This window comes from Rhizobium sp. A37_96 (assembly GCF_053521765.1).
The window spans coordinates 15,743-42,014 of the sequence record NZ_JBNWDS010000014.1 but is presented as its reverse complement, the minus strand read 5'-3'; the positions used below and the strand labels follow the sequence as shown (position 1 = coordinate 42,014).

23 protein-coding genes are annotated in these 26,272 nt (G+C 62.3%); 5 read left to right on the top strand and 18 right to left on the bottom strand.

All coding sequences use genetic code 11. From position 1 onward, the window contains the following. Positions 1–13: 13 nt before the first annotated feature. Positions 14–364, top strand: a complete 351-nt coding sequence (locus ACQZ6J_RS26650) for a hypothetical protein (RefSeq protein ID WP_449086333.1) — start codon at positions 14–16, stop codon at positions 362–364. A gap of 89 nt (positions 365–453) precedes the next feature. Here ACQZ6J_RS26650 and ACQZ6J_RS26645 read toward each other — a convergent pair whose 3' ends face one another. From ACQZ6J_RS26645 to ACQZ6J_RS26585, 13 genes are all read right to left on the bottom strand, one after another. Then, positions 454–1,077: a helix-turn-helix domain-containing protein gene (locus tag ACQZ6J_RS26645; RefSeq protein ID WP_163988222.1), complete on the bottom strand. Its 624-nt coding sequence runs from the start codon at positions 1,075–1,077 to the stop codon at positions 454–456. Next, positions 1,067–1,249 (bottom strand): hypothetical protein, encoded by a 183-nt coding sequence (locus ACQZ6J_RS26640; protein ID WP_163988220.1) that lies wholly within the window; start codon positions 1,247–1,249, stop codon positions 1,067–1,069. The genes ACQZ6J_RS26645 and ACQZ6J_RS26640 overlap by 11 nt, the downstream gene beginning before the upstream one ends. Positions 1,250–1,425: 176 nt before the next feature. After that, positions 1,426–3,111: a dipeptide ABC transporter ATP-binding protein gene (locus ACQZ6J_RS26635; RefSeq protein WP_449086332.1), complete on the bottom strand. Its 1,686-nt coding sequence runs from the start codon at positions 3,109–3,111 to the stop codon at positions 1,426–1,428. Then, positions 3,108–3,977: an ABC transporter permease gene (locus tag ACQZ6J_RS26630; RefSeq protein WP_449086331.1), complete on the bottom strand. Its 870-nt coding sequence runs from the start codon at positions 3,975–3,977 to the stop codon at positions 3,108–3,110. The genes ACQZ6J_RS26635 and ACQZ6J_RS26630 overlap by 4 nt, the downstream gene beginning before the upstream one ends. Then, the gene (locus ACQZ6J_RS26625; protein WP_449086330.1) at positions 3,974–4,900 is read right to left on the bottom strand and encodes an ABC transporter permease; all 927 of its coding nucleotides are present in this window, start codon (positions 4,898–4,900) and stop codon (positions 3,974–3,976) included. Before ACQZ6J_RS26625 ends, ACQZ6J_RS26630 begins: the two co-directional genes overlap by 4 nt. A gap of 4 nt (positions 4,901–4,904) precedes the next feature. Next, positions 4,905–6,536: an ABC transporter substrate-binding protein gene (locus ACQZ6J_RS26620; RefSeq protein ID WP_449086329.1), complete on the bottom strand. Its 1,632-nt coding sequence runs from the start codon at positions 6,534–6,536 to the stop codon at positions 4,905–4,907. Between the two features lie 407 nt (positions 6,537–6,943). Further along, positions 6,944–7,756, bottom strand: a complete 813-nt coding sequence (locus ACQZ6J_RS26615) for a PIG-L deacetylase family protein (RefSeq protein WP_449086328.1) — start codon at positions 7,754–7,756, stop codon at positions 6,944–6,946. A 179-nt stretch (positions 7,757–7,935) separates the two neighbouring features. Then, complete coding sequence (locus tag ACQZ6J_RS26610) at positions 7,936–9,012, bottom strand: ROK family transcriptional regulator (RefSeq protein WP_163988208.1); 1,077 nt, start codon at positions 9,010–9,012, stop codon at positions 7,936–7,938. Next, positions 9,002–10,195, bottom strand: coding sequence for an ROK family transcriptional regulator (locus ACQZ6J_RS26605; RefSeq protein ID WP_449086327.1), 1,194 nt, complete (start codon positions 10,193–10,195; stop codon positions 9,002–9,004). The genes ACQZ6J_RS26610 and ACQZ6J_RS26605 overlap by 11 nt, the downstream gene beginning before the upstream one ends. 59 nt (positions 10,196–10,254) lie before the next feature. Further along, positions 10,255–13,284, bottom strand: a complete 3,030-nt coding sequence (locus ACQZ6J_RS26600) for an alpha-mannosidase (protein ID WP_449086326.1) — start codon at positions 13,282–13,284, stop codon at positions 10,255–10,257. A 24-nt stretch (positions 13,285–13,308) separates the two neighbouring features. Beyond that, positions 13,309–14,163 carry a carbohydrate ABC transporter permease gene (locus ACQZ6J_RS26595; RefSeq protein ID WP_449086325.1) on the bottom strand — a complete coding sequence of 285 codons (855 nt, stop codon included), beginning with the start codon at positions 14,161–14,163 and terminating at the stop codon, positions 13,309–13,311. Next, complete coding sequence (locus tag ACQZ6J_RS26590) at positions 14,160–15,086, bottom strand: carbohydrate ABC transporter permease (protein ID WP_449086324.1); 927 nt, start codon at positions 15,084–15,086, stop codon at positions 14,160–14,162. The genes ACQZ6J_RS26595 and ACQZ6J_RS26590 overlap by 4 nt, the downstream gene beginning before the upstream one ends. Before the next feature lie 119 nt (positions 15,087–15,205). Beyond that, on the bottom strand, positions 15,206–16,510 hold the full coding sequence (locus ACQZ6J_RS26585; RefSeq protein ID WP_449086323.1) for an ABC transporter substrate-binding protein: 1,305 nt from the start codon (positions 16,508–16,510) through the stop codon (positions 15,206–15,208). A gap of 103 nt (positions 16,511–16,613) precedes the next feature. Between ACQZ6J_RS26585 and ACQZ6J_RS26580 the strand changes: the two genes are divergently transcribed. Continuing rightward, positions 16,614–17,615, top strand: coding sequence for an ABC transporter ATP-binding protein (locus ACQZ6J_RS26580; RefSeq protein ID WP_449086322.1), 1,002 nt, complete (start codon positions 16,614–16,616; stop codon positions 17,613–17,615). Positions 17,616–17,851: 236 nt separating this feature from the next. On the opposite strand, the gene ACQZ6J_RS26575 is transcribed toward ACQZ6J_RS26580, so the two are convergent. Next, positions 17,852–18,721 carry a helix-turn-helix domain-containing protein gene (locus ACQZ6J_RS26575; RefSeq protein ID WP_449086321.1) on the bottom strand — a complete coding sequence of 290 codons (870 nt, stop codon included), beginning with the start codon at positions 18,719–18,721 and terminating at the stop codon, positions 17,852–17,854. 123 nt (positions 18,722–18,844) lie between these two features. On the opposite strand from ACQZ6J_RS26575, the gene ACQZ6J_RS26570 reads away from it, so the two are divergent. Next, on the top strand, positions 18,845–20,371 hold the full coding sequence (locus ACQZ6J_RS26570; RefSeq protein WP_449086320.1) for a GMC oxidoreductase: 1,527 nt from the start codon (positions 18,845–18,847) through the stop codon (positions 20,369–20,371). Between the two features lie 17 nt (positions 20,372–20,388). Further along, positions 20,389–21,237 (top strand): shikimate dehydrogenase, encoded by an 849-nt coding sequence (aroE, locus tag ACQZ6J_RS26565; RefSeq protein WP_449086319.1) that lies wholly within the window; start codon positions 20,389–20,391, stop codon positions 21,235–21,237. A gap of 114 nt (positions 21,238–21,351) precedes the next feature. Here aroE and ACQZ6J_RS26560 read toward each other — a convergent pair whose 3' ends face one another. The 3 genes from ACQZ6J_RS26560 to ACQZ6J_RS26550 are packed head-to-tail and all read right to left on the bottom strand — an operon-like array spanning position 21,352 to position 23,842. Then, positions 21,352–21,789, bottom strand: a complete 438-nt coding sequence (locus tag ACQZ6J_RS26560) for an SRPBCC family protein (RefSeq protein ID WP_449086318.1) — start codon at positions 21,787–21,789, stop codon at positions 21,352–21,354. 9 nt (positions 21,790–21,798) lie between these two features. Beyond that, on the bottom strand, positions 21,799–22,632 hold the full coding sequence (locus ACQZ6J_RS26555; protein ID WP_449086317.1) for a phosphoenolpyruvate hydrolase family protein: 834 nt from the start codon (positions 22,630–22,632) through the stop codon (positions 21,799–21,801). A 1-nt stretch (position 22,633) separates the two neighbouring features. Beyond that, positions 22,634–23,842, bottom strand: coding sequence for a Tm-1-like ATP-binding domain-containing protein (locus ACQZ6J_RS26550; protein ID WP_449086316.1), 1,209 nt, complete (start codon positions 23,840–23,842; stop codon positions 22,634–22,636). A 299-nt stretch (positions 23,843–24,141) separates the two neighbouring features. On the opposite strand from ACQZ6J_RS26550, the gene ACQZ6J_RS26545 reads away from it, so the two are divergent. Further along, entirely contained in the window at positions 24,142–25,551 is a 1,410-nt protein-coding gene (locus ACQZ6J_RS26545; protein WP_449086315.1) for an aminotransferase-like domain-containing protein, read from the top strand. 17 nt (positions 25,552–25,568) lie between these two features. Here the strand turns inward: ACQZ6J_RS26545 and ACQZ6J_RS26540 are convergent, their stop codons facing one another. Next, positions 25,569–25,943, bottom strand: a complete 375-nt coding sequence (locus ACQZ6J_RS26540; RefSeq protein ID WP_449086314.1) for a cupin domain-containing protein — start codon at positions 25,941–25,943, stop codon at positions 25,569–25,571. Positions 25,944–26,272 lie beyond the last annotated feature (329 nt).

Below are 26,272 nucleotides of genomic sequence, written 5' to 3'. Positions count from 1 at the left end.
CGGATCACGGGAGATGACGACGATGAATCCTGCAATGAACATGATGCCGATGATGAATCCAATGATGAACCCCATGATGGGTGGCATGCCCATGATGAATCCGATGATGGGCGGCATGCCCATGATGGGTCAGATGCCGATGATGAACCCGATGATGATGCCCATGATGCAGATGATGATGGGCAAGATGACCTGCAAGATGACCGCCAAGGGCATGGTCTGCGAAATGATGCCGATGGACGGCATGGACAAGGACATGTTCATGGAAGCCTGCAAGCGCATGATGTCCATGATGTCGAACGGCATGCCGATGATGATGATGTGCGGCAACATGATGATGTGCTGCATGATGGAAGCAGCCTGATATCATCACCGCTTCCCTGAGCCGGATTTGATACCGGATCTCCGTCAGCTTCAGCCGCCCGCAAGGGCGGCTTTTTTACTGCGCCGCGCTCAGCCGCGAACTTCCTCGATGTAGCTCGTGACCAGATAGAGCACAGCCTCGTTGCCCGTCATGTTGCGATAGCTGTGCGCAACGTCGGCCTCGAACAATATGGCATCCCCTTCCCCCAGAATCTGGGGCGCATGCCTGCCGGCCACGATTTCCACGGTCCCCCGGGAAACGACCAGGTTTTCCAGCGTGCCCGGCCGATGTGCCTCGGCCAGTTCGGCGTGATGCGGTGCGATACGCAATTCGTAGAATTCTACCTTCCGCTCGCTTTCATAGGGGAAAAGCGCCCGCGTCTGAAACCGCCCTTCCGAGGCCGATAGAACCTTGGCCTTCGCATGGGTGAGAACCTGCAGCGCCGTGTCGCGCGGTTCGGCGATCAGCGAGCCGCAAGGCACATCCAGAGCTGCGGCAATCTTCCAGAGAATGGTAATCGTCGGGCTGCTTTTGCCTGTCTCAACCTGCCCGAGCATGGCCCTGCTGACGCCGGATATCTTGGCAAGCCGATCCAGCGAATAGCCGCGGCGCGTGCGCAAGCGTCGGAGGTTTTGGCCGGTCAACGCCGATATTTCGTCGAGCGAGTCAGCTCTCGAGGGCAGATGGCTTGGGTCGTCTACCTCAAGCGCCATAATTTTGCTGCTTGCCGAAAGGCACGACCGGGATGAAACCGATATAGGGGACCCACATCAGAAACGGCTGTACAGGCAAGACGGGGTCTTCACTCGGCGAAGTCGCAACGCTCCTGTCGCGCGCATCGCGATAGGCTTGGAAATCGATGACATTGGCGGCCTGGCTGGACATACTAACTCCTGCAATTCAGCATCCGGAGTGTATTTTTTCACTGTCACATTTTGGAGAGAGCAGCGCCCAATCTTGGCTGATGAAGAGAAATGTTTTTCCCGTTTGCTGCGCCGCCGCCGAATGCGCTGCCCGGCGCCGTCGCGCCGCAAGCGTGGAAAAGCCCTGAAGCGCTCTCGCTAGAGATTGGAAAAATTGGGCACGGAGGCGACGAGCTCGCGCGTATAGGCATGTTGCGGCTGCCCGAAGACCTGCTCGACCGCTCCGGCCTCAACAACCGCTCCTTCTTTCATGACGACGATCCGGTGGCTGACGTGCTGGATGACACCAAGATCGTGCGAAATAAAGATCATCGCCAGGCCGAGCCTCGCCTGCAGATCGACCAGGAGATCCAGGACCTGTGCCTGCGTCGTGACATCCAGGGCTGAAACGGGCTCATCACAGATCAGCAGCTTCGGCGCAGCCGCAAGCGCCTGGGCGATGGACACGCGCTGCCGCTGGCCACCGGAAAGCGCTTGCGGCCGGCGGCCAAGCAAATCGGGCGACAGGCCGACCAGTTCGAGCAGATTGACGATCTTCTCGCGACGCCTTGCCCGATCAAGTCCGGTATAGAGCCGCAAGGGCTGGGCGATGATGCGCTCCACCGTAAAGCGCGGATCGAAGGAGCTGAGCGGATCCTGGCTGATGGTCTGCATGCCGGCCCGCAGGGGGCGGCGGCTGCGCTCCGGGAGCGAACTCCAGGGACGCCCCTCGAACAGAACGACGCCGGAATCCGGAGACTGCAGAGCGAGCGCGATCTTGCCGAGCGTCGTCTTGCCCGATCCGGATTCCCCAACCACGCCGAGCGTCTCGCCGCGATCGACGTGAAGGGACACGTCTTTCACGGCGCGGAGAAGACTGCCGTCCCCACGCCTGAAACTCTTCGATATGTTGCGAACTTCCAGCAAGCGGTCGTCCGAACGGATAGTCTGCCGGTTCGGCAGGGGAGACGCGGGATTGCTCAGGTGCCGACCACGGTTTGCCGCAGTCGGTACGGCAGCCAGCAGGCGCCGGGTATAGTCGTGCCCGGGATGCGACAGGACATCATGGGCCGGCCCGGTCTCGACCAGCTGCCCGTTCTGCATGACGCCAACCCTGTGGGCGAGTTGCGCGGCAACCGCCAGATCGTGCGTGATCAGAAGTATGCCGTGGCCTGCGTCGGCCAGTTCCCTGAATATGGCCAGTATTCTTTTCTGGATGCTGACATCCAGCGCCGTGGTCGGTTCGTCGGCAATCAGCAGCCTTGGTTGCGCTGCGAGTGCCGAGGCGATCAAGGCCCTCTGCCGCAGTCCACCGGACAGTTCATGCGCGTACTGCCCTGCCCGCACGTCCGGCTCGGGAACGCCGACACGGCTCAACAGCTCCAGCACCTGCGATGAAACGAGCGAGCGCGGCGCCAGGCCATGCGCAAGAATGGGCTCGGCGATTTCGCGGCCGATCGTTCTCAATGGGTCGAGCGAAACAAGAGCATCCTGAAGGACGAAGCCGATCTCGCGACCGCGCACGCGCCGCCAGGCTTTCTCCGACAGGTCGAGGAGATCGAGAACCCGGCCGTCATGGGTCGCCAGGGTGATTGCGTCGGCCCGCACCGAAGCTCGGGGGCCGGCGAGGCCGATGATCGTGCGTGCCGTCACGGATTTTCCCGATCCGGACTCGCCGACCAGGGCAAAGATCTCTCCGGGGGCGATTTGCAGGGAAAGATCGCGCACGGCATTCACCCGACCCTGCGAGGTCGAAAAACTCACCTGCAGGCCCTTCACCTCAAGCAGCGGCTTTTGTCCGGCAGCTTCGCCGCGGAAGGTTTGCAGGCTCGTTTGAATGTTCATCGCAGGTCGCCCGTCGCCAGAAGAGTTTGCAGGCGCCGGCCCAGCAGCGTGATCGAAATCACGGAAACAGCGACGACGCTTGCCGGCAGCAGGCTCACCCATGGCGCTATGTCGAGAAAATTGCGGCCGTTGGCGAGAAGAGCGCCCCATTCGGCGGCAGGAGGGACAACGCCGAGCCCTAGAAAGCTCAGGGCCGATGCCGAAAGGACGGCGCTCCCGACGCCGATGGTCGCCAGGATCAGCAGCGGGCGCATCGCGTTCGGCACGATATGCCGGAATATGATGGTCCAGGGAGATTCGCCAAGTGCAACGGCATGTTCGACATAGCCGGACAATCTGACCTGAAGAACCTGCGAGCGGATCAGCCTTGCATAGCTCGCTATGCTGGAAAGGCCCACAGCCAGGAGCGTGTTGACCGGTCCCCGGCCGAGAACGGCGATGACCAGTAAGGCCAGCAGCATTTCGGGAAAGGCCAGCAGGATATCGATGACACGCAGCAACAACCGGCCAATGACCCGCGGCGCCAGAGCTGCCGTCGTGCCGAGAATAGTGCCGCCGATGCTGGCAATCAGCGTCGCGCCGATGCCGATGGTCAGAGACTGGGACGTGCCGTAGACAACGCGGGAAAAGAGGTCGCGTCCCAAGTCGTCGGTTCCGAACCAGTGCGTGGCATCCGGCGCCTGCAATATCACATTCGGATCGACCGCCTCCGGATCGAAAGAGGAAAACCATTGCGGCGCCCATATCGCCACACCCAGAACGACAACGAATGCCAGTGGCGCGAGCAAGCCGAAAGACAGCCACGGATGGCTGCCTGCTTGACGATGCGCTTGCGGGCGATCCTCTGTAAAATCGGCTGCGCTCACAGTTCCGTCCTTCGCAAACGTGGATCGATCATGAGATAGAGGGCATCGACCAGCAGATTGACGACCACGAAAACCAGGGCCGACAGCATGACGAGGCCCAGGACCAGCGGCATGTCGCGTGTCCTGATCGCCTGAAGCGTGATCTGGCCGATTCCGGACCGGCCGAACACCGTTTCGGTGAGGATCGAGCCGCCGAGCGTGCTGGCAAGAAGGGTGCCCGTCAGCGTCGACGCCGCCAGCGCCGCATGGCGCAACCCGTGCCGGACGCGCAACACCGTTTCCCCGACACCCCTGGCCCTGACGGTCAGGGAAAATGGCTGTGACAGCGCCTCTTCCAGTCCGTCGCGAAGCACCTGGCTCAAGAGGGCGGCCAAAGGCAGGCTAAGGGCAATCGCAGGCAGGACAAGGGACGAAAGACCATCATCGCCGGTTACCGGAAACCATTGCAGATTGAAGCTGAAAATCGTCAGCAGGACGATGCCGATCCAATAGACCGGCGTGCTCAGCAGTATCAGTTCGAAGCCCGACGACAGCCTTGCAAGGCTTCTGCGGCGGCCAGCCGTCACCAGGGCGACGGTGATCGCCAGCAGCACGGCGAGAACAACGGCGCTGCCTGCCAGCTGCAGGGTCGGCCCCGCCGCCTCGTAGATGACCTCCAGCACGGGTTGCCGGTACTGATAGCTGTCTCCGAAGTCGCCACGGAGCGCCTTGCCGAGATAGTGCGCATATTGCACGATCAATGGCCGATCCAGCCCGTAGTCCCGGATCAGCGCGGCGCGCTCCGCCTCGCCGACGACGTTCTCGCCGCCCGACAATATCGAAACCGGATCGCCGGGGATGAGCTTGATCGCGACGAACGCGATCGTTGCCGCACCCCAGAGTACGGCAACGATGACGCCGGCCCGCCGCAAAACGGTCCTCATGATTTTACTGATCCAACCATGCGTCATAGAAGTTCGGTTTCGCGTTGGTCGCCCAGGAAATGCCAGCCAGCTTCTTGGATGCGCCGAGCTGATAGGCCGCGACGAAGAGCGGCACGGCATAGGCCTGCTCGATGATTTCCGCCTGCACTTCCTGATAAAGGCGCTTGCGTTCTGCGTCCGATGCTCCGATCGCCGTGTTCAGCTTTTCGTCCAGGCTTTTGATCCGGGACACATCCTGACCGTTGGGCGGGATATAGGCCGAATGAAACACGGTACGCAGGATGTCGGGCTCGGCGCGAACGTAGTAGAAGGAAACGAGATCGTAGTCGTTGGCGTTGGTGCGGGCAGTCCATCCGCCGGCATCGACCGGATCAAGCTGAAGGTCGAAGCCCGCCTGCTTCACCTGGTACTGCACGGCCTGCGCAAGCGTCAGGTCCGATGCCGCGGTCGAGGTGCTGTCGAAGACATAGTGCAGGGTCAGCCGCGCGCCATCCTTCTTGCGGATCCCGTCGGCATCCTTCTGCGACCAGCCGGCTTCATCCAGCAGGCGGTTCGCCCTGGCCAGATCGAAGCCCCACTTTTTTGAGATATTGCGATCGTAGTAGAGCGTCGACGGGCCAAGGATGTTGTCTGCCGGTTTCAACGTGCCGAAATAGGCCGCCTTCACCGCTGCGGCCACATCGACCGCACTTTGAAAGGCCTGACGGACCTTCAGATCCTGAAACGGGCCCTTCGACGTGTTGAGGAAATAGGAGCTGTTGACGCCGGGATTTTCCTTCGTCACCACCTGCAGCTTGCCGTTGCCTTGAACGGAACGGTAGTTTGCCGGCGGCACGGCGTCGATTGCCTGCACCTGCCCGCTCGACAGCGCGCCCAGGCGCACGGAAGCCTCGGGAAGATATTTGAAGACGATCTGGTCGAAATGGGCCGCCCCCTTATGCTTGGCATAACCGGGACCCCAATTGTAATCGGCACGGCGCTTGAGCTTGCTGCCGCTTCCCTTGGTAAAATTGTCGAGCACGTAGGGACCGGAGCCGATTACCGTATTCGTGGTGCTCTGTGCCTTTTGCAGGTAGGCCGGCGACTGGATGCCGAGATAGGGGAGGCTCAGTCCCTGCAGCAATGGCGCGAAGGACTGCCGATAGCGGATGACAAGCGTATGGCTATCCGGAGCCTCGATCTTGTCGACAGGGCCAAGCAGCGACTTTGCGTAGCTGGAGGTCGTCTTCGGATCGAGAATGCGATCGAAATTATATTTGACGGCAGCCGCATCGAGCGGCGTTCCATCGCTGAACGTCACCCCCTGACGCAGGTGAAAGGTGTAAATCGTGTTGTCGTTGCTGATCTCCCAGCGTTCGGCAAGCCATGGCGTGAAACTGTTGTCTTCGGCCTGTCCGACAAGGGAATCGACGATATTGCGGGTGATGACGGCTGTGATCGAACTTCCCGTGATCGACGGATCGATGATCGCCGTATCGGTTGCCAATCCCACCGTGAGAATGCCGCCATCGACCGGCTTTGACGGATCGGATGCGGCGCTTGCCGACGCGGCGAATGACGTCAAAAGAGAAAACGCGAGGGCGATACCGATGACGCCCCGCTTGCCATTATCCTTAAACGAATAGTTTCTTTTCATATCCCGTCCCTGATTTTATCGCTGCCGCTTGGTCGCATACTCCGGAATGCGAGAGGCGATTGCACAAGCCGAACGGTCACAAATATTGTCTATAATTTTACTAGACTAAAGGTATGCTGATACTTTTATGCACGGGAAGACAGAAATCCGTTCCATGATCGAGATGAGGCAAAAGGCAGAAGCCCGGGAATGCGGACGGGCAGCGCTCGACGCCATGCAGCGGGATAAAAGGCGGTTCGATTGCCGGGAATCGCCACGACAAAACCCTGTCCGGTTCCGTGGAACCCTCTCTCTTTCGCTCTATCCACGGTGCGATGGATAGTCGTCGGCGCCCTTGAGACGGACGACGAACGCGGGCGATTACGGACCGTCATCGGGCGAAGGCAGGAAGCCGATGGCGGCGGGGATCAATCCAATCCGGCGTCGACGTGCCAGAAGCGCTCGTTGAAGCCACGTCCCGAAACTGCGCGCATGTACTCTCTGAGTTCCTTTTCGGCATCGCGGCCGGGAAAGATCTCGGCGATCTGGGATCCGTATTTCATGATCGCCCCGAACTTGCGGTCAAAATCGACCTCCACGTCCACATGTCCTTTTATTTTCCAGTTCGTCCGCTTGATCGCCGCAGGCACGTTGTCGGGGTAGTTTGGCGGGAAGAACCCGGCCGAGTAGGGAATATCTTCGTAGAGATAGATATCGACATCCCGTCGCCCGCAGCATGTCCGGAATGTCTCCGTGGTGACGACATGGTCAAGGTGACGGCCCACCGCCATCGGACTGAGAACAATGGTTGGACGCACCGCGTCGAGCCATTGCGAAAGCAGGTCCTTCAGCGGATTCCACGCCGGATCCCTATCGGAAGGAGGAGAGAATACCGCCTCCCGGGTGGCATAGAGGGGCATGCCGCTGCTGTCCCTGCGATAGATGGAATCCGACATGCCGCCATGGATATATTCGGCGCCCAGATATGCGATCGAGGCAACATCCTCCTTGCGACGCACCTCGTATGGATTGTCACCCAGCCCCCACCATTCATGCAGTTCACGAACCAGCGGCGACGGTTCTCCTTCGACGTCCATGTCGGCTGTAAAAATCGTTGCCGCAACAACGTAGATGCCGCTCTTCACCGCCCGATCCATGAAGCCGCCGGCACTGAGCACGGCGTCATCGAGATGGGGCGAAAGGATAAGCACGCGATCATCTTTCGTCACTTTGTCCAGCATTTTACTATCCGCCTGAAAACCTGCCTACCCACGGTTCCATGGATACAAGAGGATGCAGGAGATGCCAATTCACCTCGGCTGCGTGGGTCCAGGTTTCGTATCACTCGATCAAGCTGCGTCAATCCGCAGGAGGACGGCGACAAGCCTGGCTGATGGTCCGATACCATCGGCACGGCTCTTCATTCAGCGACGGAACGCTTGGGCAGGAGAACGTCGAAAAATGGCAGCAGGGCAGCTCCGAGAAGAACGCTGTCGCCCACGAAGGTAGCCGGCGTCACCGGCGGCAGCGGCGGAGGCGGGCTTTCCGGACGCTGGCTTGCCGCAACGCACCGCATGGCCACGATCAGGGCATCGATGACATCGCTCGGCAGATCGCCGTCAAGCACGATCTTGCCGGGCGCAACGAACCCGGCGATCGCCATAAGCGCGTCGAACAGGTGGACCGCCGCCTTCTTGATCCAGGCGGCGGCCGTCGCCTCGGCAGAACCGCCGTCGGGATTTTCCACGGCAGCCATGTAAGCATCCGCGGAGCAAACCCGGTCGAGCTGGAGGCGGTCAGGCCCGGTCAGCATGCCGCCGATTCGCCCGGCACGGCCGCGGGCGCCGGCAAAGGGAATGGAATGCAGGAACAGTCCCGAGCGGATACGCTCCTCGAGCAGCACCATCACCATGCCGGCTTCCGGTATACCGGCGCCGACCGTGCGTTCCGCAAGCACCGCCGCCAGCGTATCGAGTTCAGCCACGACGAGGCGGTCGGGAAACACCTGCCGCACCTTTTGCGCGTCGTCGGCGCCATAATCATCCAATGCCAGGCCGATGCCGACGAGATTGGCGGAAGGGCCGGCTGCGGCGTGCAGCTCTTCGAACGCCGCGGCAATGGCGGTTTCATCCGCATTGGTACGGGGTACGCTGGCGCGGCTACGGATCCGGCCGTCCAGATCGACCAACATGCCGGAAACCCTGTCTCGCCGCAGCCTGAGGCCGATCGCGAAGGCACCGTCCGGTCGCAACGCATATTCGGCGGAGGGAACCTGGGCGTTCTGCGTCCGGCGCTGGCCCTCGACGATCAATCCTTCCGCCAAATGACGGCGCAGGACATTGGTCACGCCGGGAGCGGTTAGCCCGGTCAAAGCCGCCAGCTCCAGCCGCGTCATGGGTCCGTTGCGACGAAGCGCCTCGAGGATCGTCCGCGAATTATGGTCGGCGATCTGCGCGTGGCCAAGGCCGGGAGCTGGAGGGGCACGATCAGGCGGCATCGGCGGTCCGCAGCATCAGCGCATGGGCAAGCGGCATGGCGGCAGCGCCAAGGGCTGCCGCATCCTCGGACGCCGCCGCGCGATGCACCGGCGGATAATCGGCGCCCGAGCGCTCCAATTGCTCATGGACATAGAGCAGCAATTCATCGATGAGCCGCACCGGCAGGCGGCCGCCGATCAGGATGGCGTCGGGATCGATGATAAGGCCGACATGCGTGACTGCTTCGGCGACATGAACGCTCACCTGCCTCAACCATTGCGACAGCAGCGCCTTGCCCCTGCTGTCGAGCGCCAGCAAATGTTTCGGCTCCGATGCCTCGATACCGTGCTGGCGCAGGAAGTCGTAGAGGATGAACAGCGACACGATCTTGCCGAGCGGCTGGACTCCGCCGCCGAAACCGCCCGGATCCGTGCCGGTTGGCAGCCAGCCGATTTCGCCGCCCATCTTGGCGACGCCGCGGTGCTGCTGGCCGTCAAGAACGAGGCCGCCGCCCAGACAGGCGCTTGCGAGGATATAGAAGAAGGTTCGACTTTCGCGACCGAGACCGAATTGCAGCTCGCCGGCCGCCGCCGCATTGGCGTCGTTGTCGATGAAAACGGGATGTGGCGTCAACTTGGCAAGCGCAGCCGGAATATCGAAATCCGTCCAGGCATGATAGGCTGGGGGAAATCCGATGACCGGCACCTCGCCCAGCCAGTCGGGAATGGCAATGCCGATCCCGGCGAAGCGCGTCTCGTCGATGATCTTCTTTTGTCGAAAGCCCTGCAGCGCGTCACGCATCAGCCGGATGAATTCCTCCGGCATCAGGAAGCGGCTTTCGTGATGGACACGACCGCGCACAGCCCCGGTCGCGTCCATGGCGACGATCGTCAGATGATCACGATCGATATTGGCCCCGACGGAAAAGCAGCCCGAGGGGTTGATTTCCAACTCGATCGCCGGCTGGCCGCGCAGGCCGTGCCGCCGGCGAGCCTCCACCACCAGCCCGTCGTCGATCAGCTTTTCGGCGATGCGGGCGATGGCCTGCTTGGTCAGCCCGGACTGACGCGCGATCTCCGTGCGGGAGATCGGCGCGCCGCGATGAATGGCGCGCAGCACCACACCCCTGTTGTGGAGCGCTGCCTGCTCGCCATTGGATCCGGCAAGGTCGGTAGCGCTCGCATATTTGGCTTCAGCGTTCATCTGTCCAGAACTTGATATCTCCCCTCCTTCTACCGTCATCCGTCAATGCTGCGCAACTGTCACGTCCGCTCGATCCTCCAGCTTCTGACCTCGAACGGCGTGATGTCCCGGCCGCCGCTCCGTTGGTCAGGCTCTTCCATCAGGGTGACGCCCTGGCCAACGCGCCAGCTGCCGGCCGGTGCGATTTCCAGTCCGCCCCGGCGCCCTGCCGGCTCGTAAACACGCAGGATCAGGCCATCGCTATCCTCGGCCGGCTTCAGGGCGGAAAGCGCGACAGGGACCCCGCTTACCGACAGCGGCGCGAGGGAGGTGGCGGCCAACCCGGCGGCACTGACGGCTATCAGCGGCTGATTGAGATCGTCCGCTTCCTCGCGCACGCCGCCGGAATGCCATTCGCCCTCATGCGGCAGCAACGAATAGGTGAAGCGCTGTTCCCCCTCGTCGGCCAGGGGATCGGGATAGATCGGCCCGCGCACAAGACTGATGCCGAGCACGTTGCCCCGGGCGCTATGGCCGTATTTCGCGTCATTGAGCAAGGCAACGCCGAAGTCCGGTTCGCTGAGATCGACGAAACGATGGGCGACTGCTTCGAACATCGCGGCATCCCAGGAGGTGTTGGTATGCGTCGGCCGGTCGACAATCCCGTAAGCGCATTCGAAGGCTGCCGTTCGAGCCCGGACCGCCACCGGATTGAGCGACCGCAGCAATGCGCGCCGCTCGTGCCAGTCGATATGGGTTTCGATATCCAGGCGCTTGGCATTGGCGGTCAGCACGTAGAACTGCGTGATCGTCGAGTCGCGGTAGCGGTGGACGACCTTGATCGCAGCGCGATGCCGCCCGTTCTCGGCCAGCTCGATGCTTTCGGGCCTGTCGAGACGGATGCCCTTTTCCGCATAATCGGCATCGACGTCCCAGGCGTCCCAGTTGCGCGGCTTGTCGGCCGGGTAGACCCAGAGCTGGTTGGCGGCTTCGGCCAGCGCCTCGCGGCCGGTCGCCTTGTGCACCATGCTCGATATCAGGCCGTCGGAGCCTACGACAACGGCAATATGGTCATTCTCCAGCCGGTTCACATCCGCGCGCAGGACGCCTGCGGGTGTGAGCGCCGAGCGATCGAATACCTGAACGGACAGGGGCGCCACCACGTCGCCCGTCGCCAGCACCGTGCCGTCGTCCAGCACGGCACGCAACGACCGCACATCGAGCGACGGATTGGCGACCACCACGGCATCGGCGATGCCGCCTTTCGGCAGATGGCCGACGATGGCTGCCATCGCCGCCGCCTGAGAGGCCTCTGCATGGCCGATAACCTCGGAGAGTTCGCGATCGGCGTCCTCGTAGACCTCGCGGATGCCCGAGCCCGGCAAAATATCGTGAAACTCGTTCTTCAGGGTCACGCGCCAGTCCGTCTCCAGACTTTGAGGCTTTGCCGCCGCGCCCGCCATATAGGCGACGGAGGCCAGGATTTCGGCTGTTATCAACGCTCTCTCGGCCTTGCGGTGCAGCCGCTTGACGCCGCTCTGCGTGGTCAGCGTCGCCCGGTGCAGCTCAAGATAGATCTCACCCGACCAGGCTGGCAGACGCTTTTTTTCGGCGACCCTGTGAGCACCGGCAAAGAAATTCTCGACCGTGCCCCAACGCGCCTTCGGAATGGCGGGAAAATCGCGAAGCTGCACTTCCCGCTCGACCATTTCTGGCGTGACGCCGCCGCCGCCGTCGCCGTAGCCCACCGCCAGAAGCGACGTATCGTGCTCGACCTTCTGGCGGAAATTCTTCCAGGTCGGCATGAAGCAATCCGGCTGCACGAAGCCGTTATAGCCGAGCATGGGATTGTCGAACGCATGGGCCAGCACACGGCTGCCGTCGAGCCCTTCCCACCAGAAGAGGTCATAGGGGAACTTGTTGGTTTCGCTCCAATTGACCTTGGTCGTGAAGAAGCTGTCGATGCCGCCCTGGCGCAGGAGTTGCGGCAAGGCACCGGCGAAGCCGAAGCAATCCGGCAGCCAGCAGACGGTGTGACGCACGCCGAAGGTCTTTTCGAAATAGCGCTGGCCATAGAGAATCTGCCGCACCAGGCTCTCGCCGGTCGGCATGATCGTGTCGGGCTCCACCCACATGCCGCCAATGGTTTCCCATTTGCCGACTGCGACCTGCGCCTTGACGCGCTCGAACAGCGCGGGATCATCAGCCTCGATCTGCGCGTAATAATGGGCGGTCGACTGGTTGAAGCGGAAATCATCCGAACGCTCCATCAGCGACAGCGCAGTATGGAAGGTCCGGCGCATCTTGCGGCGGGTCTCGCCGTAGGGCCACAACCAGGCAAGATCGATATGGGCATGGCCCGTCAGCAACAGTTCGCCGTTTTGGGGGTAGCGTGCCTGCAGGGTCCGCAGGCGATCGAGCAGGGCGTCGTAAGCCGCGACGGCCGTGGCGCGTTCCTCGTCCGACAACGCCGCCGGATTGTCGATCATCTCCGGCAGTTCCCAGATCTTCTGCTGCCATTCGGCATTCGCCGTGCGCGCAACATACGGCTCCGTGGCGGAGGGCCAGTCAAGACTGCGCAATGTGTCTTCGGCCGCGTCAAGCATATGGGCGACGACGTCGTGTTCACCCAGCGCCTCGATGGCCTCGACGACCTGCCTGAGCAACAGGTTCAGGCGATGGACGGGTATATCCAGCCAGGCAAGCCGGGCCCGGATGAGCTTCGGTTCGCGGTTCGGTTCGCCGAAGGGAAACCGGGCGACGCTGTCGGTGGCGATGGCGATCTCGCGGCCTGCCAGCGGGAATTCCTGATGGAAGGGGTCGAGGCCGAAGCTCTCGCGCATGCCGCCCTCGAAAGTGAGAGTGACCAGACTTTCGCCACCAAGATCGAGCTGCAGGCGGCTCTCCTCCAGGGGCCAGCCATCAGGCAGATGGGCCTTGGCAGCAAAATGCACGATGCCCTTGCGGTGTGGCCAGGCCTGTCCGATGGCGATTTCCTGACCGTCGAAGGTCCAGCCATCGATCGAGAACGTGGCGCGTTCGCGCCAATGGCTGATTTCGGCGGTTCTGACCTTCAGACGGTCGAGGCGTTGGGCGATAGTAAGATGCATGGCATGTCCTGTCGGGTTTTGACGTCAGCCCTTGACCGCGCCGGCGGTCATGGCTTCCAGAATAAGGCGTTGCAGAGCGAGAAAGGCGATGATGGCCGGCACGACGGAGATCAGGCAGGCGGCGGCCAGCAACTGGATCGAGCTGTCATTGCTCGAGCCGGCATAATTGAAGATGCCCACGGCGACCGGCGTCATGTTGTCCTGGGTGATCAACAGGAACGGCACCAGGAATTGCGACCAACCGGCGATGACGGTGATGATAAACACCGAGGCGACACCCGGCGACGACAGGGGCACGATGATGCGCCAGAAGGCGGAGAACGGCGTGCATCCATCGATCATCGCCGCCTCGTCCAGGCTTTTCGGAATACCGTCGACGAAGCCTTTCAGCAGCCATACGGCCAGGGGTACGCCGAGGGCCACATAGACCATGACCACGCCGAACAGGCTGTTGATAAGGCCGAGCGAGCTCATATAGCGGTAAAGCGGCACCATGATCACCAGCGGCGAGACCATCTGGAAAGCCAGGATCGCCAGCATCCAGATCGGTTTTCCGCGCATTTGCAGCCGCGAAAAGGCGTAGGCCGCCGGCAGGGACACGACCAGCACGCCGAGGGCGGAAAGGCATGAAAGCAGCAGAGCATTCCAAAGGTAACCCGCGAACGAAGCGTTGGTCAGAACGGCGTAGAAATTGTCGAGCGTCGGGTTCTTCGGAATGAAGCGGGCGACTCCGAGATAGATCTCGCGACGGCTGCGCAGCGCCAGAGACAGCAGCCACAGCAGCGGTCCGGCAAAGAAGGCGAAAACGACCAGCATGAAGATATAGCTGAAAACATCGCCGATGCGTTCCGCCATCCGGGCATTGATCCTTGCATTCATTCGGCGGCCTCCCTTGGCAGAAAGCGGGCATAGACCATCGCCAATACCAGGCTGATCGCCAGCATCAGCACCGACAGCACGCTACCGCCGGCAAGATCGAAGTTGCGGAAGACGAGGTTGTAGGTGAAGAGCGAGAGCACCTCCGTCGCCCTGCCCGGTCCGCCGCCGGTCAAGGATAGAATGGCGTCGAAGGTGTTCAGGGTCTGGATGGTGATGATCACCATGTTGACCAGGATCGCCGTGCGCAATTGCGGCAGGGTGACGTACCAGAAGCGCTGCAAGGGATTGGCGCCGTCGACGGCTGCGGCCTCGAACAGGACGGGATCGATGGTCTTCAGCGCCGCGTACATCACGATCATCGAGAAGGCCGTACCGCGCCAGATATTGGAGATCACAACCGACCAGATGGCGTTGGCCGGATCGGAAAGCCAGGCGACCGGCGCAATACCGGCAAGGCGCAGCAAGCCATTGATCGCCCCGAACGGCGCTTCGCTGAACAGCATCTGCCAGACGATGCCGCCGGCAATGCCCGGCACCACCCAGGCGACCATGACCGCGGTGCGCAGCAGCGTTGCCCCGAACAGGCGCCGCTTCTCGGCGCGAATGACCACCAGCGCGATGAACAGGCCGAGCAGTTGCTGGCCGACGACGCTGCCGAGGGTGAAGACAAAGGTGATCCACAATGTCAGCGGCAAGGCCGGATTGCCGAGGATCTGCCGCATCTTGTCGAGCGAATAACCGCCGTCGCTGCCGAGCAGCGTCTGGTTGGTAAAGGCCAGCCGGAAGGCGTCGAGGATCGGATAGAGATAGAACAATCCCAATACGAGGATCGCCGGCAAGAGCCAAGGCCAGGCCGAGCCGGAGAACGGCCTGCTGGCGGTCCGCGTCCGGCCTGAAGAACTGCTGAATGCTGCAACGGTCATAAAAATCGTTCCGTGCCTGCCCTCCCGGCATGAAACGCGGCCGGTCCACACCGAAACCGCGCCCATGCCCCAGGGCGGAAAGTTGCCATATCCGCGGCGGGAAAGCCCGCCGAAGCCCGTTATTTGCTGGAATAGGCGGCGAGCGAGGCCTTGTAGGCGGCATCGACCGCTTCCTCGGTGGACTTGGTGCCGGAAAGCACGTCGCCCATCATGATCTGGATCTGGTTGGAGATTTCCGGATAGATCGCGACGCCGGGACGTGCGTTGCCGTTTTCCAAAGCTGCCGCGAAACCCTTGTCGATCGGCGTCTTGAACTGATCGTATTTGTCGAACAGCGAACGCTGGGTCGGCAACTGATCCTGCAAGGCGTTGGCCGGGCCGTTGTAGATTTCCTTGACGAGATCGGCGCAGAACTCGACCTTCTTCGGATCATTGCTGAAGGAGCCGAAAGCCCAGCCGCCCGTGCCGGCCGAATGCTGCGATTCCGTCGGACCGGGAAGCGGCGACGGCTGCCATTTGGCGAAATCGTCGGGCTCCAGCGCGTTCTTCAGCTGACCGTATTGGAAGTTGCCGCCGACGAACAGGGCGGTGGTGCCGGCGGCGGCAGCGGCGTTGATGTCGTCATAAGCTTTGATGTTGAGCACGCGCTTCGGTGCGGCGCCGGAATCGACGAGATCCTTGTAGTAGTCGACCGCCTTGATCATCTTGGCGCGATTGTCGCCTTCGCCGAAGATCGGCTTGGCGTCGGCATCGACAAGCTTGCCGCCCTGCGACCAGAAATTCGCCAGCCAGTCGAAAGTCGTGCCTTCCCAGCGGCCCGCATTGAACAGCACGCCCTCCATGCCTTTTTCCTTCGACGCGAGCGCGGCTTTCTTCAAGTCGGCCCAGGTCTTTGGCGCAGCAGGCACGATATCGGTGTTGCGCCACAAGACGCGGATGTCGGTCGCCCACCACCAGGCATAGAGCTGGTCGTCCTTGGCGACGACGACGTCGCGGATGAAGGGAAAGAGATCCGCGACCTGCTCCTTGGTGAAATAGGGCGTCATCGGCTTCAGCACCTTATTGTCGATGAACTGCTGCAGCACGAAGCTGTCGATCGCCGAGCAATCGGGCGCATTGCCGGCCTTGGCCTGCTCCAGCAGGCGGGCTGCCACCTGACCGGTGTCGTCGCTCTGGTATTGAAAATCGATCTGCCAATCCGGATGCTTGGAAATGAAATCGCCATAAAGCTTCTTGTAGCCGTCGGCCCAGGCCGGCACGGCCGAGAATGACGGGCTCTCCCAAGCCGGCAACGCCAGGACCAACTTGTTGGGCGCATCTGCCTTGCCGGCGCGCTCATTGGTGACGAGATCCTCTGCGAAAACCGGAAAAGCGACCATGGCAGCCGCGGCGACCGCGACAACGCGGCGCGTCAGATAGTTCATAATTCCCTCCCAAATTTGTTGCCGTGCCGCCCGTTGACGACGAGCGATCGAGCAGGCAATATTTATATTAAATCACTTTGTTTTTGTGTCAAGGGAGGTACTGATGGCGCGTGTGGTCATTGACAATGTCTCGAAGCAATACGGAGGTTTGCAGGTCCTGCACAATCTCAGCGTCGAGATCGAGGATGGGAAATTCGTCGTGCTCGTCGGTCCGTCCGGCTGCGGAAAGTCGACGCTTCTGCGTATGATCGCCGGCCTGGAGACGATTTCCGGCGGCGAAATGAACATCGACGGCCGCGTGGTCAACGACCTGGCCCCGCGCGAGCGCGACATCGCCATGGTTTTCCAGAATTACGCGCTCTATCCGCACATGACGGTCGCCGACAATATGAGTTTTGCGCTGCGGCTGATGCGGCGGGACAAGGAGGAAATCGGCAAGCGCATCGACCATGCCTCCGGCATACTGGCGCTGACACCCTATCTCGCCCGCAAGCCGGCAGCGCTGTCCGGCGGACAACGCCAGCGTGTCGCCATGGGTCGCGCGATCGTGCGCGATCCCAAAGTCTTCCTGTTCGACGAACCGCTCTCCAATCTCGACGCCAAGCTGCGCGTGCAGATGCGCGCGGAGATCCGCGATCTGCACGACCGGCTGAAGACGACGACGATCTATGTCACGCACGACCAGACCGAGGCCATGACCATGGCGGACCAGATCGTCGTGCTCAACCAGGGCCGGATCGAACAGGTCGGCACGCCGCTGGAGCTCTACAAGTCACCCGCCAATCTCTTCGTGGCCGGCTTTATAGGCTCGCCGGCCATGAACTTCCTCACCGGTCGTCATGCAGAGGCCCATGGCGCCGCGACGCTGGGCATCCGGCCGGAACATATCCAAATATCCGCCCCCGGAACCGGGATCAGCGGCACCGTGGCCTTTGCCGAACATCTCGGCAGCGACACTTTTTTGAGAGTCGACCTACCGGATGCCGGCCACGTCATCGTCCGCGGCGGCGGTGACCTCATGGTAGCGGCGGGCCAGGAGATCTCCATGGTCTTTCCGGAAGAGAAGCTTCACCGATTCGACGGAGACGGCCAGGCGATGCGCTGAAGCCGACGCCCTGGCATCTCGCCCGCCGCCGATCCGGTCAGTGGCGGGCAGCAACGGCAGGCAAGAGGAGCTGCATGCGTCTTGCCGCCACAGTCATGCCGGCGGCATCATGGAAATCGCCGGGCGAGGCTGCCCTGAAGCGCATGCTCCATCGCTCGACGACGTTGCCGGCTGACAGACGCCCGGGATGGCATGCGGATTGGGCCATCCTCCGCGACGGTTTCGGACAATCCGGGTTAGGCGCGCGTTGCGGAGATCTTGAAGCTCTGTCGATAATGCGTCGGCGGCAGGCCCTTGGCGGCGCGAAACTGACGGGCGAAATGCGCCGTATCGGAAAAGCCGCATTCGACGGCGACATGGTTCATCGGGAGATCGGTCTGCACCAGCATCTGGCAAGCCTCGCCTATCCGCAATTGCGTCACATATTGGCTGATCGACATGCGGGTGCTGCGCTTGAACACACGCTGCAACTGGCTATCCGTCAAATGCGCGATGGCGCAGAGTGGGGCGAGCCGCAGCGGTTCGCGGTAATGGGCGTGCAACCAGGTAAGTACCCGTCGCATCCGCTCCCGGTCACGCGGCGTCTCGCTCACCGAAACCTCTCCCGAGGCCAGCGACCTCCCGCGAACCGAAGCGAGGTCGAGCAGAATCCCTTGCAATTCCAGCGCCTGCATCGCCGGCGGCAGCGTGCCGAGCGCCAGCATTCGCGGCCGCAGTCGCGCGACGGTCGCCGCGTCGAATTCCAGCCCGCGCCCCGCCGCAGCGGTGAGGGCAGCAAGGCTGCCATATTCCGGCATCAACGCCATGAGGCCATCGATCCATTCGCGCGAGAACCAGCAAACGATGGCCCGGTGCAGCCGCGCCGTGCCGATCAGCGCCTCGGATTGCCACGCGTGCGGCAGGTTCGGCCCAAGCAGAACGAGATCACCGTCGCCGTATCGCTCCACATGATCGCCGACGAACCGCACGCCCCCGCTATCGACCGTCAAGGTCAGCTCGAACTCCGGATGGTAATGCCAGTTGAACGGAAAATCGGGCAATTGCCGGTCGAACAGAAGCCAGGAGCGATCCGCCGGAATGGCAACCGTTTCGAACCAGGGCTGCATTGACCTATTGCTCCGCTTCTATCGCACCATAATGCGGTAATCATACAAAAGCTTGCGGCCCGAGGGAATGGCGCAATCCGTTGCCATCCGTAATGTCACCCTTCCCGGCAACAGGAGGAACGGATGGAAGCGGCGATCAGACCGGATGTGGTGATTATCGGATCGGGCGTCGGCGGCGGCACGATAGCCCGCCAGCTCGCCGAAACGGGCGCAAGGATACTTATCCTGGAACGGGGCAGCTTCCTGCCGAACGAACCGGAAAATGCCGATGCGGAAGCGGTTTTCACCCAGGCGCGCTACCGGACCAGAGAGGAATACCAGGATGAGGCCGGTCGCCGCTACCGCCCCGGCCAGTATTACTATGTCGGCGGGCACACGAAGTTCTACGGGACAGCCATGTTCCGGTTTCGCGACACCGATTTTCGCGAAACGGAGCATGAAGATGGCACATCCCCGTCCTGGCCTTTTTCCTATGACGATCTCGAACCTTTTTACGACGAGGCGGAGCGCCTGTTCGGCGTGCGCGGGCAGGCGGGGCAGGATCCGACGGAAGGCGCTCGCTCCCATCCCTATTCCCACGCGGCCATTCCGCACGAGCCGGTCATCGCCGATATGGCTGAAAGACTGCGCACGCAGGGCCTTCGCCCCTTTTTCATGCCGGCTGCGGTGGATTTTGGTCCCGGCGGAAGCTGTCGGCGCTGCGGCACCTGCGATGCCTTCGTCTGTCGCCATGGCGCCAAGGGCGATGGTGAGATGCGATTGATCCGGCCAGTCCTGAAACATCCCAACGTCACGCTCTGGACTGGGGCGCAGGCGACGCGGCTCCTTCCTGCCTCGGACGGGCGCATAGCGGCGGTCGAGGTGCGGCGTGGCGGCGAGATCATGCGCATTGAGGCGCCGCTGTTCGTCCTTAGCGCCGGCGCGATCAACTCTGCACTTCTGCTGTTGCGCTCGACCGACGCTGCCCATCCCAATGGGCTTGCCAACAGCTCGGGCGTCGTCGGCCGTTACCTGATGAACCATCACCTGAGCGGGTTGATGGGTCTCATGCCGTTTCGCGTGAACGACACGAAATTTCCCAAAACGCTGTCCGTCAACGATTTCTATCACGGCGTGCCGGGTGACGGCGCGGCGCGAGGCAACATCCAGATGCTCGGCAACATTCAGGGGCCGATGATCCGCTCCGCCTACTCCTGGATGCCGCGTCCGCTTGCCAATCTCCTCGGGCGCCATAGCGTCGATTGGCTGTGCATGTCCGAGGACCTGCCGCGAGCCGAAAGCCGCGTCTGTCTTCTGCCGGGCGATCGGGTCGAAGTGGCCTATCATCCGGGGGGCCGATCCGCGCATGACCGTTTCGTGGAGCATGTGCGCGCCCGGCTGCGGCAAATCTTCCCCGTGGTCCTGCGCCACTCCTTCGGCATCGAGGCACCGTCCCATCAATGCGGCACCGTGCGCATGGGCGTCGATCCGACGCAATCGGCTCTCGATTCCGTCTGCCGCACCCATGACCATCCCAATCTTTATGTGGTCGATGCCTCGTTCTTCCCATCTTCGGCAGCACTCAACCCGGCACTCACCGTCTGCGCGCAGGCGCTGCGCGTCGGCAATCACCTGCGCGCTTCCTGGCGCAACGACAATCTCGCCGCCTGACCACCCGGGAGCTTTCCATGGTTCATAATTTTCTTTCGCCGCTGACCGGTTCCTTTGCCATGCCGGCCGCAGAAAACCCCACCGTCGCCATGATCGAGGCGGCATATCGGCATCATGGTCTCGACTGGCGCTACATCAATTGCGAGGTCGCTCCGCACGCGCTTGAAGATGCCGTGCGCGGCGCCCGCGCCATGGGCTGGATGGGCTTCAATTGCTCGCTGCCCCACAAGGTGGCGGTCATCGAGCATCTGGACGGGCTCGGCGAATCCGCCCGCATCATCGGCGCGGTCAATACCGTGGTTCGCCGCGATGGCCGCCTGATCGGCGAAAACACCGACGGAAAAGGCTTCGTTGCGGCGCTGCGGGACATCATCGACCCCGCAGGCAAGCGCGTCGTGCTGCTCGGAGCAGGCGGGGCGGCCCGGGCGGTGGGCGTCGAGATGGCCCTGGCGGGCGCGACCGACATCACCGTCGTCAACCGCAGTGCCGGACGCGGAGAGGACGTCGCCGCCGTAATTGACGGACAGACGCCGGCCAAGGGGCGCTACCGGCCCTGGGTGGGGCGATATCGCATACCGGAAGAGACGGATATCGTCATCAACGCCACGTCGATCGGCCTGTTTCCGGATATCGACGCCATGCCGGACATCGAACCGGACAGCTTGCACGCGAACATGGTGGTCGCCGACGGCATTCCCAACCCACCCCTGACACCGTTCCTCAGGCAAGCGCAAGCACGGGGCTGCCGCACCGCCGACGGACTTGGGATGCTGGTCAACCAAGGCGTCATCGCGATCCGATACTGGACCGGTATCGATGCTGACACCGGCATCATGCGCAAGGCCCTTGCCGATCTGGGATTATGAAAGAACATGCTCCGGCGCCTTCGGCCAAGGCCATTCAGGCGGGACTTCCATCCCGCCTTCATTCACAATCGCGAATAGCGGGGGTGCCGGCAGCGGTACGTCCACCACGCCTGCTTATTCGTTGAGCTTCGATTTAAGCGCTTTCCAGCCGGCAGCGAAAACATGTGAGGAGACGATTTCCACATATTTTCCAGCATCTTCCGGCTCCTCGTCGAAGGTGGCCGTCCATTCCGCAAACGTCCGGTTGCCTTCGGTAATCGGAAGCAGCCTTATGCTTGCCACGTAGTTTTTGACCGGAAATGCGGGCTTCACGAAACTGTACGACAGCGAATGATCGCAGTTGCTGAGCGCAAGCAGCCGCTCGCGCACATGCGCGCCATCCGTGAGATGGAAGGAGCGAATGCAGCCGACCTCGCTGCTGCTCAACCCGCCTTCGATCTCGCTTCCGGCAATGGCGGGATGCCAGTTCGGCAGGCCGTTAAAATCGCGCACGACCTCCCATACGGCTTCGATCGGCGCGTCGATCACCGCGCTTGCATAGGCCTTGGCCATGTTCCCCTCCTAACGTTGAATGACGAGATTCTTGAAAGCCTGCGTCTGCGCCACGAGCGCCTTTTCCACCGGCAGGCGCTCCATGCTGGAGGCACCATAGAATCCGTGGCAGCCCGGGCACCGTTCCAGGATGTAGCGGGCATCCTCCGGTTCGGCGATCGGACCGCCATGGCACAGAACGATCACCTCGGGATTGATGCCGCTCACAGCCGCGGCGATCGCGTTGACCTCGTCCACGCAGGCCTCGAGCGTGAGCGCGGTATCGGCGCCGATCGACCCGCCCGTCGTCAATCCCATATGCGCGACGACGATATCGGCCCCGGCCTCCGTCATGGCCCGCGCGTCGTCGACGGAAAAGACGTAGGGCGTGGTGAGCAGATCCTTGGCGCGCGCCAGGCGGACGACCTCCACCTCCAGCGCGTAGCCCATGCCGGTCTCCTCGAGATTGGCTCTGAACCTGCCATCGATCAGACCCACGGTCGGAAAGTTCTGAATACCGGCGAAACCCACGGCCTTCAGCTCATCGAGGAAGTAATCGAAATTACAGAACGGATCCGTGCCGTTCACGCCTGCGAGAACCGGCGTGTGCTTGACCACGGGCAGCACTTCGCGCGCCATGTCCATGACGATTTCGTTGGCGTTGCCATAGGCGAGCAGGCCGGCAAGCGACCCCCGCCCGGCCATGCGGTATCGGCCTGAGTTGTAGATGACGATCAGGTCGATCCCGCCGGCTTCCTCGCATTTGGCGGAAAGGCCGGTGCCCGCCCCGCCGCCGATAATGGGAATCCCGGCCTTGATCTGCTGGCGAAACTTGTCCAGCAACTGGCTTCTTTCGAACTTCATGCTAGCGACCTCTACTGATTTCATTGAAGTGGCGGACAACTTCGGAACTGAATTCCGGTGAATTTAACGCGTGCGGCACCCGGAGAACGATGCGCTCGTCCGTCTGCCGGACGGTATGCTCGATGGCGTCGAACAGGGCCGCATCGGCTTCCGGATCATGAAATGCTTGGCCCGGCGCATCGAGAAGCGACACCCCTCCCAAGGGCAGAAGGAAGCGCACCGGCCCGATGCTTCTGTTGAGGCGCTCGCCGATCCATTTTCCCATGGCCACGTTCTCCTCGACCGTGGTGCGCATCAGCGTGATCTGCGGATTGTGCACATAGAGATTGCGGTGACGGTATTTCTGCGGAACGGTGTCGATGCCCGCGAAATTGACCATGTCGAGCGCGCCGCAGGAGCCGACATAGGGCAGCGCCGACTGCGCGAGGAAACCGAAACGGTCTTCCGTTGCGGGCAGAATGCCTTCGAACAGGAGATCGCATACTTCCGTCGTCGTGATATCCAGGACGCCGGCCAGATAGCCGGAGGAGGCAAGCTTTTCCATCGACTGGCCGCCGATGCCGGTGGCGTGAAATACCAGGCATTCGAAGCGGTCGCGCAGCTGCTCGACGACCTGGGAAACGCAAGGCGTGGTGACGCCGAACATGGTGAGACCCAGCGCCGGCCTGTCGTCCTGCTCGGCTTCCCGCCGGTTGCGGACCATCCCCGCAATCGAGTTGGCGGCATTCGACAGCACCGTCCGCGAGATGCGGTTGAGCCCGGCTATGTCGGTTATCGAATTCACCATGGCAATATCGTTGGGACCGACATAGGCGCTGATATTGCCGGCGGCCACTGTCGAGACCATCACGCGCGGCGTGCCCACCGGCAGAACGCGCATGGCCTGCGTGACCATCGCGGTGCCTCCGGAGCCGCCGAGGCCGATCACGCCGCCGACATCGGCGCGCGACAGGATGAAGCGCTCGAACGCCAGCCCCATGGCGGAAACCGCGGAACCGCGGTCCCCGGTGAAGACCGCGCCCGCGCCGCCGGGATGGAAACCCGCGACAGTCTTCGCATCGACATCGGCGTCATCCGACGGTCTGGCCGTGGAAAGATCGACCAGGATCGCGGGCAACCCCTGCGCTCTGATCAGATCCGCCACATAGCGCAGCTCGTCGCCCTTCGTATCGATGGAGCCCGCCACATAAATCGTCTTCGCTATAGTCATCGCTTCCTCCTCAAGTATCTGTCATTTTTTCGGCGTCCACTCGGGCCGAGCGGCCATCATCCCCGGCAGCATGGCGGCAAAGGGCGCAGCCTCGGTGATTTGCTTGGGCAAGCCCTGGTCTCTGCCTTGACCCGGGAGCCGGAGCCAACCGCACCCGCATGGGAACGGGAGATATCGACGGCAAGCACGAGCCTCCTCCTGGCCTTTTCAGCGGAGATTCCTCCCTTGGTTCTCCGCAAACCAAGTTGCTCCACCCCGCCGGATCTGACAAAGTCCACTTGTCGAGAAGTGGATCAGGCATGAACAGGATTTCACCGGCGAGAATCAGCCGGCTCATCGGAAACTGGCGGGTGCCGGAGGGTAAAATCAGCCAACAGCTGAGTGCGGCCATCGCCCGGTTGATCACGGCAAGGGAGCTGCCCGTCGGTGGCTTGCTGCCTTCCGAACGCGCGCTGGCGGCAGCGCTTGCGGTCAGCCGGGGAACTATCGTCGCGGCCTATGCCTCGTTGCGGGATGCAGGCGTGCTCGACAGCCGCCATGGCAGCGGCCACCGCATCATCGCGTCCGCAACGGCCCCCGGCTCCGCGCATACCCGCCTTGCCGGCGAGATTCCCGCCCACCCGCAGGATATAGACATGACCAGCGGCGCCTTGCCGCCGTCACCGATCCTCACCCGGATGCTTGCTTCATTGCGCGGTACGGAGCTTGCAAGCGTGGCCGCGGGCCTCGGCTATGACGCGTCCGGCCTGCCCGCCCTCCGCTGGGCGGTCGCCCGCTACTATACCGATCTGGGGCTGGCGACCCACCCGGACAACATCCTCATCACCAGCGGCGCGCAGCAGGCGGTATGGCTGCTCGCCAACGCCATGGTCGACGCATCGGATGCCGTCATCGTCGAAGACCCCGTCTATCGCGGCTCGCTCGAAGCCTTCCGCCGACGCAATGCGAGGATCATTCCCGTCGCGGTCACGGAACGCGGGCTCGACATGCCGCAGCTCGAAAAGGCGCTGAAGAACCGACCGAAACTTCTCTATCTTTTTCCGGAAGCCCACAATCCGACAGGCAGGTCGCTGGACGACGAAAGCCGCCGCGACCTCGCGGCCTTGCTCGAACGTCATCCGACTTTCCTTGTGGAGGATGGAGCGCAGAACGAGCTTTCGACCCTTGCCGGAGCGACGCCCCGCCTGTTTGCGAGCGAGGTCGATCCGAACCATGTCGCCACGATCGGCACGCTTTCCAAGCTGTTCTGGGGCGGCATCCGCATCGGCTGGATCCGCGCGGCGCCTCCGGTGGTGAAGCGGCTGGCAAGCTTCAAGGCCGTCAACGACCTGGGCTGCTCCATGTTCGACCAGCATCTCGCCATCGGCCTGCTTGAAAATATCCCGGAGGCGCGGGCTTATCGTCACCAGGAAATCGCGAGCCACCTGAAAATCGCCGAGGATCTCATTGCCGAGAGAGCCGCAGGCCGATGGCGCTGCTCGCGCCCTTCAGCGGGCACCGCAATGTGGATCCGCATGCCCGGCATCGATGCGGTCGCACTATGCCAGGAAGCCCAGCGTCATCGCCTGTTCCTATCAGCCGGCCCCGGCTATTCCGCCCACGAGAATTTCGGCGACGTCATTCGCCTGCCATTCGTTCGCCCGCCTGAAATCATGCGGTTCGCGATCGAAACGATCTGCGATCTGACCCGCACGGCACGCGCCGCCTAGACGGAAGCAAAAGTCATCTATTGCTCCCGATTGACATATGCCTCCGGGAAAAAGCGGGGCGTGCACAGGCAGTAGAATTCCAGATCCACCAGGCCGGTATTCTCGATACGCTGCGCCGCATCGGCCGGTATCACGGCCTGATCGCCAACCCGAAGCTTCTGTTTCACGCCGTCGATCTCCAGTATCCCCTCCCCTTGACGAACGATGTAGCGTTCTATCACGCCGGTGAGGCTGTGCAGCTGAGTGGTTATACCGACCTCGACCCGAGCCAATGCCAGCGACGCCTCCGGCGAGGCATCGCAGTTATGCAGCTCCGTGATATGGCATCGTTCCTCGGTCCAGAACTCACCGCTGCCATTCGCGAACACGATCGCTTGCCTGTCTTCGGTCATTGGTCCCCTCCACCCGGTTCGTTGTGCGAGCTGAACGGTCCATAGCAAGATCGGCAAGAACCACTTTGTACAAAGTGGTTCAGCTGTCGCCATTTCCGATGCCACGCGCGTCGCATTGCCGGAATCTGTAGACGGGGTCTGAGCGTTTCGATGGCGGAAGCAAGCGGGCTTTGTGAGCACCGAACGAGCGCGTGCATCCGACGACAATGGTGGGGCATGTTATTGTCGTCGGACGCTGCACTCTATCCGGCTCGCGGGTGGCATCCGGGCCGGTGTCCTGGATAATAACATCTACCTTAAGTTTAGCGAAGCTGCCCGGATGGGCAGGC

Coding starts and splice junctions, on each gene's coding strand:
- aroE (WP_449086319.1), top strand. CDS start 20,389: ATGGTTCATAATTTTCTTTCGCCGCTGACCGGTTCCTTTGCCATGCCG.
- ACQZ6J_RS26645 (WP_163988222.1), bottom strand. CDS start 1,077: ATGGCGCTTGAGGTAGACGACCCAAGCCATCTGCCCTCGAGAGCTGAC.
- ACQZ6J_RS26545 (WP_449086315.1), top strand. CDS start 24,142: ATGAACAGGATTTCACCGGCGAGAATCAGCCGGCTCATCGGAAACTGG.
- ACQZ6J_RS26550 (WP_449086316.1), bottom strand. CDS start 23,842: ATGACTATAGCGAAGACGATTTATGTGGCGGGCTCCATCGATACGAAG.
- ACQZ6J_RS26575 (WP_449086321.1), bottom strand. CDS start 18,721: ATGCAGCCCTGGTTCGAAACGGTTGCCATTCCGGCGGATCGCTCCTGG.
- ACQZ6J_RS26635 (WP_449086332.1), bottom strand. CDS start 3,111: ATGAACATTCAAACGAGCCTGCAAACCTTCCGCGGCGAAGCTGCCGGA.
- ACQZ6J_RS26540 (WP_449086314.1), bottom strand. CDS start 25,943: ATGACCGAAGACAGGCAAGCGATCGTGTTCGCGAATGGCAGCGGTGAG.
- ACQZ6J_RS26560 (WP_449086318.1), bottom strand. CDS start 21,789: ATGGCCAAGGCCTATGCAAGCGCGGTGATCGACGCGCCGATCGAAGCC.
- ACQZ6J_RS26650 (WP_449086333.1), top strand. CDS start 14: ATGACGACGATGAATCCTGCAATGAACATGATGCCGATGATGAATCCA.
- ACQZ6J_RS26620 (WP_449086329.1), bottom strand. CDS start 6,536: ATGAAAAGAAACTATTCGTTTAAGGATAATGGCAAGCGGGGCGTCATC.
- ACQZ6J_RS26555 (WP_449086317.1), bottom strand. CDS start 22,632: ATGAAGTTCGAAAGAAGCCAGTTGCTGGACAAGTTTCGCCAGCAGATC.
- ACQZ6J_RS26605 (WP_449086327.1), bottom strand. CDS start 10,195: ATGAACGCTGAAGCCAAATATGCGAGCGCTACCGACCTTGCCGGATCC.
- ACQZ6J_RS26610 (WP_163988208.1), bottom strand. CDS start 9,012: ATGCCGCCTGATCGTGCCCCTCCAGCTCCCGGCCTTGGCCACGCGCAG.
- ACQZ6J_RS26585 (WP_449086323.1), bottom strand. CDS start 16,510: ATGAACTATCTGACGCGCCGCGTTGTCGCGGTCGCCGCGGCTGCCATG.
- ACQZ6J_RS26590 (WP_449086324.1), bottom strand. CDS start 15,086: ATGACCGTTGCAGCATTCAGCAGTTCTTCAGGCCGGACGCGGACCGCC.
- ACQZ6J_RS26625 (WP_449086330.1), bottom strand. CDS start 4,900: ATGAGGACCGTTTTGCGGCGGGCCGGCGTCATCGTTGCCGTACTCTGG.
- ACQZ6J_RS26570 (WP_449086320.1), top strand. CDS start 18,845: ATGGAAGCGGCGATCAGACCGGATGTGGTGATTATCGGATCGGGCGTC.
- ACQZ6J_RS26600 (WP_449086326.1), bottom strand. CDS start 13,284: ATGCATCTTACTATCGCCCAACGCCTCGACCGTCTGAAGGTCAGAACC.
- ACQZ6J_RS26640 (WP_163988220.1), bottom strand. CDS start 1,249: ATGTCCAGCCAGGCCGCCAATGTCATCGATTTCCAAGCCTATCGCGAT.
- ACQZ6J_RS26615 (WP_449086328.1), bottom strand. CDS start 7,756: ATGCTGGACAAAGTGACGAAAGATGATCGCGTGCTTATCCTTTCGCCC.
- ACQZ6J_RS26580 (WP_449086322.1), top strand. CDS start 16,614: ATGGCGCGTGTGGTCATTGACAATGTCTCGAAGCAATACGGAGGTTTG.
- ACQZ6J_RS26595 (WP_449086325.1), bottom strand. CDS start 14,163: ATGAATGCAAGGATCAATGCCCGGATGGCGGAACGCATCGGCGATGTT.